This window comes from Gammaproteobacteria bacterium (genome assembly GCA_011682695.1).
GTDB lineage: Bacteria > Actinomycetota > Acidimicrobiia > Spongiisociales > UBA4744 > BMS3Bbin01.
On the sequence record JAACED010000069.1, the window covers coordinates 1 to 9,220 of the forward strand.

The 9,220-nt window shown below is 64.0% G+C and carries 8 protein-coding genes; 3 read left to right on the top strand and 5 right to left on the bottom strand.

From position 1 onward, the window contains the following. Positions 1–707: 707 nt before the first annotated feature. The 4 genes from GWP04_10965 to GWP04_10980 all read right to left on the bottom strand — a co-directional run bounded on the left by GWP04_10965 (position 708) and on the right by GWP04_10980 (position 5,623). The gene (locus tag GWP04_10965; GenBank protein ID NIA26071.1) at positions 708–2,321 is read right to left on the bottom strand and encodes an FAD-dependent oxidoreductase; all 1,614 of its coding nucleotides are present in this window, start codon (positions 2,319–2,321) and stop codon (positions 708–710) included. Continuing rightward, entirely contained in the window at positions 2,318–3,913 is a 1,596-nt protein-coding gene (locus GWP04_10970) for an FAD-binding protein (protein ID NIA26072.1), read from the bottom strand. The genes GWP04_10965 and GWP04_10970 overlap by 4 nt, the downstream gene beginning before the upstream one ends. 2 nt (positions 3,914–3,915) lie before the next feature. Then, entirely contained in the window at positions 3,916–4,629 is a 714-nt protein-coding gene (gene fadR, locus GWP04_10975; GenBank protein ID NIA26073.1) for a fatty acid metabolism transcriptional regulator FadR, read from the bottom strand. Positions 4,630–4,867: 238 nt separating this feature from the next. Beyond that, positions 4,868–5,623, bottom strand: coding sequence for a hypothetical protein (locus tag GWP04_10980; GenBank protein ID NIA26074.1), 756 nt, complete (start codon positions 5,621–5,623; stop codon positions 4,868–4,870). 616 nt (positions 5,624–6,239) lie between these two features. On the opposite strand from GWP04_10980, the gene GWP04_10985 reads away from it, so the two are divergent. Next, a complete protein-coding gene (locus GWP04_10985) occupies positions 6,240–6,554 on the top strand; it encodes a hypothetical protein (GenBank protein NIA26075.1) in 315 nt (104 codons plus the stop codon). Between the two features lie 206 nt (positions 6,555–6,760). Here GWP04_10985 and GWP04_10990 read toward each other — a convergent pair whose 3' ends face one another. Further along, entirely contained in the window at positions 6,761–6,991 is a 231-nt protein-coding gene (locus tag GWP04_10990; GenBank protein ID NIA26076.1) for a hypothetical protein, read from the bottom strand. Between the two features lie 128 nt (positions 6,992–7,119). On the opposite strand from GWP04_10990, the gene tcmP reads away from it, so the two are divergent. Then, positions 7,120–8,433: a three-Cys-motif partner protein TcmP gene (gene tcmP, locus GWP04_10995; protein NIA26077.1), complete on the top strand. Its 1,314-nt coding sequence runs from the start codon at positions 7,120–7,122 to the stop codon at positions 8,431–8,433. A 179-nt stretch (positions 8,434–8,612) separates the two neighbouring features. Then, on the top strand, positions 8,613–9,220 hold a 608-nt coding region (locus GWP04_11000), incomplete at its 3' end, for a hypothetical protein (GenBank protein ID NIA26078.1).

A 9,220-nucleotide genomic window follows, 5' to 3' on the forward strand; every position in this document is an offset into this window, starting at 1 on the left:
TCCTCCGACACAAACTGAACGTACATGGCGTGCCCCAGCGGCTACGTGTACCCGCCCGTCGGCAACGTAGGTGCGGTCGACCGCAAGCTGCACATGGATCGTTCGTTTGTGGTGCCGATCACCACCAAGGCCCGTTAGACCGGCTCTGCGCATCAGCATGGCCGCCGCGTTGTGCCCGATGATCCGCCCGAGCCGCTTGTCGCTCGGCCTGCCTACACGACGTCAGACCCCGAGCCTGAACGGTGTCGATCCGCCCCTCGTGCCACAGTTGCAGATCCTCTGATCCGACACTCCCAGATCGGCGACAACCGAGGGGACCGACATTTCAGCGGTCAACTGGTCCAGCACCCTACGTCGAAACTCGAACGGATTCCGGTACGACACCCAGGCCCTTCAGCACAGGATCGAGCACACTCGATTCAACCATCCCGACTCCGCAACACCCGGAGAACGTCAAAGCTCCCGAAACCCGGGACGGTTCAGGCTGAGTTCCGCAGGAATCTCTGGAAGGGTCCAGGCAGTTCCTGGTCTGTGGAACCCGTGGAGCCGGCTGCGGACAACGCTGCAGCAGAGAGCCGCTACTTCGTCCGATTACCGGGCCGCAGTCAGAAAGATGGATCCCCGCCGGAGCAGAGCACCTCAATCGGACGCACGAAGTCCCACCGACAGGACCGCCAGGAAGCCGGCGGATGAGCAGGTGGCATACGTCATGAGACGCGGGCAGCGGATTGTGACGAGCGGGGCAGCGCGTAGGCGCGCTGCCGGCACTCCAGGTATTCGGCTGCTTCGCTCTCCCAGCGGGCGTCGCTCCATCCCATCTCCGCTTGGACGATCGTTCTGATCCGCGGGAGGAGTTCGGCGCCGCCGTCAGGAAGCAAGAGACCCAGGCGGACGCGTCGAAGGAGAAGATCCTCGAGATGCACGACCGCTTCGGTACGCGCTGCCCAACGCAGCTCGGCCCACAGCTGCGCCGTACCGGGGATGGGGGAAAGCTCTCCTGGGCGTGCGGCCCGGATCAAGCCGGCCACGTCAGGGGAGTACCAGGCGGCCAGTCGGCGGCTCTGGCTGTCATCCAGGTCTCTGCACGTGACCTCATCGGGTGGTTCGAGCGCTCGGCCATGGCGATCGACCGGTCCTAGCTCCGGGAGACGATCCCGCAGTGCGACGACGGTGTCCTGGGCGATCAGTCTGAACGTGGTCAGCTTGCCGCCGGTGACGGTGAGGAGGCCGCACTCGTCGAGAATGATGGAGTCCCTGGTCTCCTGGGATGGCTTTGTCTTGCCGCTTGCGACAACAGGGCGCACGCCGGAGAACACAGCTGTCACGTCGCTCCGGCGGATGTCCAGGGTGGGGAAGGACGCGCGCACACCCTCCAGCAGGTAGGTCGTCTCGTCGGGGGTGATGGTCGGCTCGTCGTCGAGGGACGCACGCTGATCCAGATCCGTCGTACCGACGAGGGTGACCCCCTCCCAGGGAAAGAAGAACACGGGCCGGTGGTCACGAGGGTGGAGGACGGTCACCGCCTGCGGAACAGGGAGTCTCCAAGCCGGGAGGATCAGGTGGCTGCCACGAAGAGGACGGATGATGGGGCTGCCGCCTACCTTGCTCCGTAACCGGTCGGCCCAGGCGCCGGTCGCGTTTACCACCGCTCGAGCAGGTACCCGGGTGGTCCGGCCTGTCACCGTGTCCCGCACCCGCACGCCGACGACCGTCCCGTTGCTCTGCCAGAGATCGACAACCTGGGCGTAGTTGAGTGCAGTCGCTCCCGTCCAGATGGCTTCCTTCAGCACCCGCAGCACGAGACGGGCATCATCGGTACGGGCGTCGAGATAGTGGAAGCCACCACGAAGGCCGTCGGTTCTGATGTACGGCGCCAGCAGACGAAAGTCATCGGCGTCGTGAAACGTGTGACGCCATTGGAGGGAGAGGAGGTCGTACAAGGACAGCCCCAGCCGGTACAGCAGCCGGCCCGGGTGCTCGCCACCGAAGGTCGCCAGGAGGAAGCCGAGTGGGTCGACGAGTCCGGGACCTTCCCGCAGGAGCAGATTGCGTTCCCGTACCGCAGCCCGGGTGATGCCGATCTTCCTCTCTTTGAGATACCGAAGGCCACCGTGCACGAGCTTCGATGAACGGCTGGATGCCCCCCAGGCGAAGTCGCTCTGTTCCAGCAGCAGGGAGCGAAGGCCATGGCGAGCGCCTTCACGCAGGATGGCGGCGCCAGTGATGCCTCCGCCGACGATGAGAAGGTCCCATGGCCGTTCCAGCGCCTCCCAGGTGGCATCCCGGCGAGCAGTCCCTCGCGCTGCGGCAGGTGTGCTCATGGCACCAACTTTCCCGGATTCATGATCCCGTCGGGGTCGAACCGACGCAGCGCGTCTCCGATCACCGCCACGCCGAGTGGACCCTTCTCTGCGACCAGGTAGGGTGCGTGGTCGATGCCCACCCCGTGGTGGTGGGTGATTGTGCCACCGTGGGTGAGGATCGCCTCGACGACGGCTGCCTTCAACCGGCCCCAGCGGTCGAGGGTCCGGTCGGGGTCGACATCCGTGCGGAACATACACGTCGTGTAGATGCTCGCACCGTCTCGATACACGTGGGAGATGTGGCTGAACGTGAGGATCTGTTCCCCACGGTCGTCGAGGGTGGCCCGGAGAGCGGCGTCCTCGATGGCCGTCATCAGCCCGGAGACATGAGCCCAATCGGTGGCGGTCTCCCAGGTGTCGACGGCGTAGCCTGCGTCCCACAGGGTGTTCCGAAGGTAGGGGTTGGCGAAACGACTCGCCCGCCAGCGGTCGCCGAGGATGCGTCCGAGGTTGACTCCGTGGTGCCGCCGGATGATATGGGCCGCGGAGCGGCGCGCGCGCCGTACGCCGGTGGCAGTTCCTGTGTAGCCGATGATCAGGAGACTCTTGCCCTCGCCGAGCCCCCGCCACGAGAGGGCTTTCTCCGAAGCGGCGAGAAGCCGCTCGTGCCCGGCGAGCGCGAGGGTCAGGGTGGTCTCCTTGGCAGAGCTGAGCCGCAAGAGAGAAAGTGGTACATCCGCCTGAACCATCTCGCGAATGGCCGCCTCCCCGGCTGCAAAGTTCGGAAAGAACACCCCACGGAACTCCTCTTGTTCAGGGAGGCGTCTCACCCGGACGATCGCCTCGGTGAGGATTCCGAGACGTCCTTCGGAGCCGAGCACAAGGTGGCGGAGGTCGGGGCCGGCAGCAGAAGCGGGGTGAGGTCGGAGTTCGATGGATCCGGCAGGTGTCTCCAATAGACCTCCGGCGAAGAGGGTTTCGATGCGTCCGTATCCGAGGGACTGTTGACCGCTCGATCGTGTCGCCACCCAGCCACCGAGCGTCGAATACTCGAACGATTGGGGAAAGTGCCCAAGCGTGTAGCCCTGGGCTCGAAGCCTGCCTTCCAAGGCAGGTCCGGAGACGCCGGCACCAAAGGTGGCGAGCCCGCTCACCGTGTCGAAACGCCGCAGCTGGTTGAGCCGGCGCATGTCGACGGTGACCACCGGTCGATCACCGCGCCGAGGGTTGATGTGGCCCACGACGCTCGTACCGCCTCCGTAGGGAATGAGATGGGCACCGAGTCGCGCTGCCCACGCGAGTACCTCTCTGACCTCTTCGTCGTTGCCTGGGAGGGCCACACCGTCGGGGAACGCGCCGATGCGACCGGAGCGGAGCGCGATCCAGTCGGGGAGGCTCTGGCCGCGGGCATGCCGGATGCGAGCCTCCGGATCGGTGGTGACGAGAGGATGGTGGGGGAGCCGGGAGGGGGGCACGTTGGCGGCCACATCCGCGAGCTGCACATCGTTCGGTGGGGTGCCATCGCCGATGAGGTCCCGTAGCAGGTGGACCGCGCCCGGTGAGAGGGGGCGCTCGGTTCCCTCGTCTCCCCAGCCGTTCCATCGTCGCATGGTTAAGTGATGGTCAATGCGGCGGCCCCTGTGTTTCGCCACAGCACGATGCTGTCCTCCATGACATCGTGGCTCACTCGCTGCGCAGTATCGGAATCCTCGCGTCGAGCGGCGGCTTCGAGGTCATAGTAGAAACGTCTGGACCGCTCGCGTGTCTCGGGGACAGAGAAGTAGATCTCGGCCAACCGCTCATAGAAGCCCGCGAAGCCGTTGAGAATGAGGGTGAAGATCGGGTTGCCGGATCCGATCGAGAGGCTGCGGTGGAGATCCCAATCGAAGGTGGCAAAGGCCTCGGGGAGGTCGGGAAGGTCGCGATACCGGCCGACGATCGAGACCACCTCGTCGGGAATGCGTTCGACGGAAGCAGCGATGTATCGCGGGGCCAGGTAGAGGCGGATCTCCAACAGGTTCTCTACGAAGTCGGCGTTGAGGTGGTCCGAGTGTTCAACGAGGGTGCCCAGAACGTTGAGCCCACCCTCTTTCCAGAAGTCGTTCACCACCGTCTGCTTGCCCTGGCGGACGGTGATCCACCCGTCGCGCTCGAGTCGCTGCAGGGCTTCGCGCAGGGTTGGGCGGGTCACACCGAGTTGCTCGGCCAGGCGGCGTTCCGCAGGGAGCTTGAAGCCCGGCGGGAAGGTTCCGTCCAACACCGCCTCGACCAGCGAGTACTCGGCATGGTGAGCCGGTCGAACGGGGGTGGTCCACGTCGTCGTCATCGTATCCCGCAAATGGTAAGTGGTCTGGCCAGTAAGTATGGCACGTGACGCCGGGACACACCACACGAGGCCGGATCAACATGTCCGGCCCGCCTCGTGACGGAGGTCGACGTAGCGGTCGTGGCGCGCACCGATGGGAACGATCGGAGGACCGACACGTCATGCCCCTTCGGTCCTCTCTTACGCCTGACGCGGTCCACCTTCCCTTCGGGAACGTGGGCGACCCTGCCACCTGAAGTCAGTGTTTGGCCGCCTCGGCGTCGTAGGAGCGGCGGTTGGGGGCTGGTGGGACCTTTGGCTGCATGCACGTGGCCGCCTCCGTCATCTCGGCGCGTTGGCTGCACCGGTCGCGAGGCACGACGGGCACCCTGCCGTTCGGGTTCTGTTGGGTGTGATCCGATGTGCGGCGTGCTTGGGATCTGCTGTCGCCTCGGATGCGTCCTGCTCTCGGGTCGATGTAGGTGCCGGCGAGTTCGCGGGCCTCGACGGTGGTGAGGAACCGTTCGGCGTCGATGCGCCGGGGGAAGTTCTTCGACCGCTGCGCACCGGTGGGGTCCCGCCACCGTGCCTGCCACGACCTGCGACCGGTGCGTCGCTGATAGGGACGCACCCCCAACAGCCTCAAGATCGGGGCGAAACGGCGCCCACAGTGAAGACACTCCACCTGCGCCGTCCGGAATCCCACACGGCCGCAGGCGGCCTGCAGTCTACGATCCGACGAACGGAACCCCCGACGGCGGAACCCGCGCCGGTTCCCACAGTGCTCCCGAGTGCACGACCAGGGAGCCTCCGGCTGATCGCCCAGGGCCGTCGGGTGACGCCGGGGACCCACCACCGCATCGAGCAGCATCTCGGTCAGACCCTCAATGACCTCACCAACGAGTTGCCCCGGAGCGCTGCGAGCAAACGCCAACGCAGCCTCCTCCAGCTCGCCGAAACCGACCAGCCCGTCAACCTCTACAGACACGGTACGAGTAACTTCGAACACAGACACGGGAGCACCTCCTGCTCGGCAAAGGCGGCTGGTGCCCCGTGTCCTATCACGTCGTCACCGAAACCCCATGTCAACACTTCGCTCCACTACCAACTTGTTGCCCGATGTCTACATGTAGACACAGGAGACGGCGATGGATCTCGCTCGTGGTGTTATGGAAAGGATCGATCGCAAGCTGCTCGTCGGGCTCAGACAGAACGAGACGTACCCCCAGACCGACGAACCGGTTTGTCAATCTGACATGGCTCCACTCTCTCAAGTCAAGAAACCACTGGAGGAGTTCTCGTGAAGTCAGTAGTATCAAGAACGACGGGCCAAGTGCTATAACAGGAATAAGGTGTGGCTCGGAATGGGACTGAGCAATTCGCGATTCCACCGAAAACGTGGAGCTCTGACTGTCGCCGTAGTTGTCGCTGTCATTGCCTTGGGTTTGCTTGTGGCGGTTGGGTCAAGGGTTAGCGCCGGCGATGGCGCGGTGACCGTGACAACGGTCCAGCCTGGCAATGCTCCAAGTGGTGACGATCGCGTTCCCGCGGGGCACGTGAGCGATGCCGAAATGCGCGAGTCATTGACTCAACTAGCGGAGTGCGTTAGGGAGGCTGGCTACGAAGCAGAAGTGGTTGACTTCGTGCCAGGCCTCAGCTGGCGCATCGACATCGCCGCGGAGACCGAGGCAGATGCTGCTCGCGCCAGCGCTGCACTCGACGAATGCAGTGCACATGTCGCGGGGGTAGTGGACGCATACTTGGAGCAGAATCGTCTTGCTCCGACCGAACAGGTCGCCTTTGAGACGCTCGTGCGTGAGTGTTTGGAAGAACAGGGTGTCCAGCTTGATGAGGACGAGGGAAAGTCTTTGGCTGCACGGGTATCAGTGAGTGCCGGTGAGCAGTTCACCAAGTGTCAAGCAGAGGCGCTCGAGCGTTTCCGGTAGCAGTTGAACTACGACCCGGATGACGCTGTAGACCGCCAGCGACGCGACGTCGGGGGCGGTCCTTGTGCTTGTACGATAGTCTCGCTGGCTGGCATCGGATCCAAGGGCCGAGTGATCGACGCAATTCTCACGTACGAGACGGCGCAATCTCCCCGCAAGAGGCTGCAGCGGAAGCTCTTCGCAGGCCGGCCACCATCGAGCGTCCTTCAGTGGAGGCGTTCCTCCTTGCGCTCGCGGTCGGCCCGTTCGCGTTCTTCCTTGCGCTTTCGGTCGCGCCGCTCGCGCTCTTCCATGCGCTGACGATCGGCCTCCTCGCGCTCTTCCATGCGCTGACGATCGGCCTCCTCGCGTTCTTCCATGCGCTCCCGCTCGTGGCGCTCGTGTTCCTCTTTGCGCTCCCGCTCGTAGCGCTCTGCACTTTCCCGATCAGTTTCCACGCCACGCTCCAGTGCTCGAATACCCGCGTTTCATCACCTGTGAGGGTATCGCGTTGTGAGAGCCGCCGTCGCTGCACCAATCGCGATCACCGTTGCCGCCAGGGCTAACGTCGGCATACCTGCACACGGTGCTCAAGCCCGACGCTTTCACTACGGCTTCCAAGTCTGTCACCGAGCGTCTCTACTTCGATCTCTTCGCCGGCCAGGCCGAGAACGTTGACCGGGTCACACGGGAACCCTGGAAGGCTCGGATCGCACTGTCGGCTGGAGACCCGCCGTTCACCCGCTTGCGGTTCTTCGAAATCGAGAATGGCAAAGAACTCGAGGAAGGACTCAGGGCCGGTTTCCCCAACCGTGATCTAGTCGTCTACTCCGGTGACTGCAACGAAACCATCCACCAGGCCCTTGCCGACCTCAGCGGCCGGAATTGGGCTCCGGCTTTCGCCTTCATCGACCCGAACGGCCATGACATTAGGTGGAGCACGCCTGAAGCGTTGTCGGCGTTCAAAGCCAGCCGAAAGCACAGGGTCGAGCTGTGGACGCTCTTCCCCGAGCCGATGTTTGTCCGCTTGCTCCGTGTCGACGGGGAAGAGGTCCGTCCCCAGGACATCGAACGGATACTTTCGATGTTCGGCAGCGACGCCTGGCGGGCGATCTATAAGGCACGGATACGGGAGGTACTCGAGCCATCCAGAGCTCGCATAGAGTACGTCAACCTCATGCGGTGGCGGCTGGAGAAGGAACTGGGATACCACCGGACCCAACCATTCGAGGTACACAACGAGCAGGGCCGGCCTATCTACCACCTGATCTTCGCCACTGATCACGAAGCCGGCGACCGGATCATGAGCCACCTCTACAGCAGTGCGCTCCGTGAATTCCCGAAGATGTGCCGACACGCAGTCGATCAGCGAAAGGGAGCCCTGAGGCCCTTCGACGGCGAGATGGTGGGAGAGGAGCGCTTCTGGGAGGCGCCGGCGATCGACGGGCGCTCAGGAGAGCGCATCGCTGGAGAGATGCTCCACACTTGGAGTTCGATTCGCGACATACCTGACGCTGTCACTGACCCGCATAGGACGCATCTTGCTGAGAAACGATGCGAATCGTTGAACGTCGATAAGTGGCACAACTCCTGCTCAGAGGGCATGTCTGGGAGTTGTCGCAAGTCACGAAAACCCCGTCGATCACCTTCACATGGCACAGTTTGGTTCCGCACGGTGAGTTGGGAGGGCCCTTCGATGCTCGGTCGTGGTGATGATGCCATGCCGGAGGTGAGGAGGAGGTCTTGCTGCGAAGTTGGTCCAGGACCTTCGGTCATGCCTCGCGAGGCTGGTAATCGGCAGCGGGGCTGCGACTTTGTAGTCTGCCCCCGCGGCCAGCTGTTCGAGCGGCAACAGCTCGAACCGAAGTACGAGAACGAGTACGAGGAGGCCGGCTGGTGAGGTCGGTGCTCGCGAGTCAGCGAGGGGGAGGGGAGAACACTCCGATCCTCGCACTCGCGACCGGCCGCCTGCCCAGCTGGCGAGGATTGGGTGATGTAGGATGTCGGTAGAGTTATCCCCACGGGGGACACAGGCGCTCTGCCCAGGGGGAAGGCATCGCTCTTCGAGGGAGGCCAGAGATGGCCAGACCACGGGTGTACTACGTCAGGCCTCGTGACGACTCGTCGAGCGCGCGTCAGGGGCAGGCAAAGGGCTGGTCCTGGGTCGACAAGATCGGGAGCTTCCTGGGACGGATCGATCCGATCCTCGGCATCTGCGCCGATCGCGGCTACGAGGTTGTGAAGTGCGAGGGATGCACCCACGCCCAACTCAATGAGCTTCTCGAGGATCCGGATACCTACGGCGTGATCCTCGCTGGCTGGCACGGAGCCTCGGCAGGCATCCAACTCGACGCACCCGGCGCCCACGGGGAAACTCACACCCTGGAGTACAAGACGGAGGCCTTCAACAAGCAGTGGCGGATCAGCGATCAGCCCAATCCGAACCTCCGCTTCGTGGTGTTCCACGCATGTGACGTCAGCGCCAAGACGCTGAGCGGCTACCTCGATCGGCTGCGCCCACTCGCTGGGGACGTCGAGGTGTTGGGATGGCCGGAGGAGAGCCTGTTGAGCATAGAGGGGCTCCCACAGACGATCTACTCGGTGTGTCACGAGTTGCCGAACATGACCTCTCCGGCCGCCTCGGCGACATCCTTCGGACTCGACCCGAGTCTCGCGTCCGACGACGG

Bases quoted from the DNA above. Each gene is read 5' to 3' on its own strand.
- GWP04_10965 (NIA26071.1), bottom strand. From the start codon at position 2,321: ATGAGCACACCTGCCGCAGCGCGAGGGACTGCTCGCCGGGATGCCACC.
- fadR (NIA26073.1), bottom strand. From the start codon at position 4,629: ATGACGACGACGTGGACCACCCCCGTTCGACCGGCTCACCATGCCGAG.
- GWP04_10970 (NIA26072.1), bottom strand. From the start codon at position 3,913: ATGCGACGATGGAACGGCTGGGGAGACGAGGGAACCGAGCGCCCCCTC.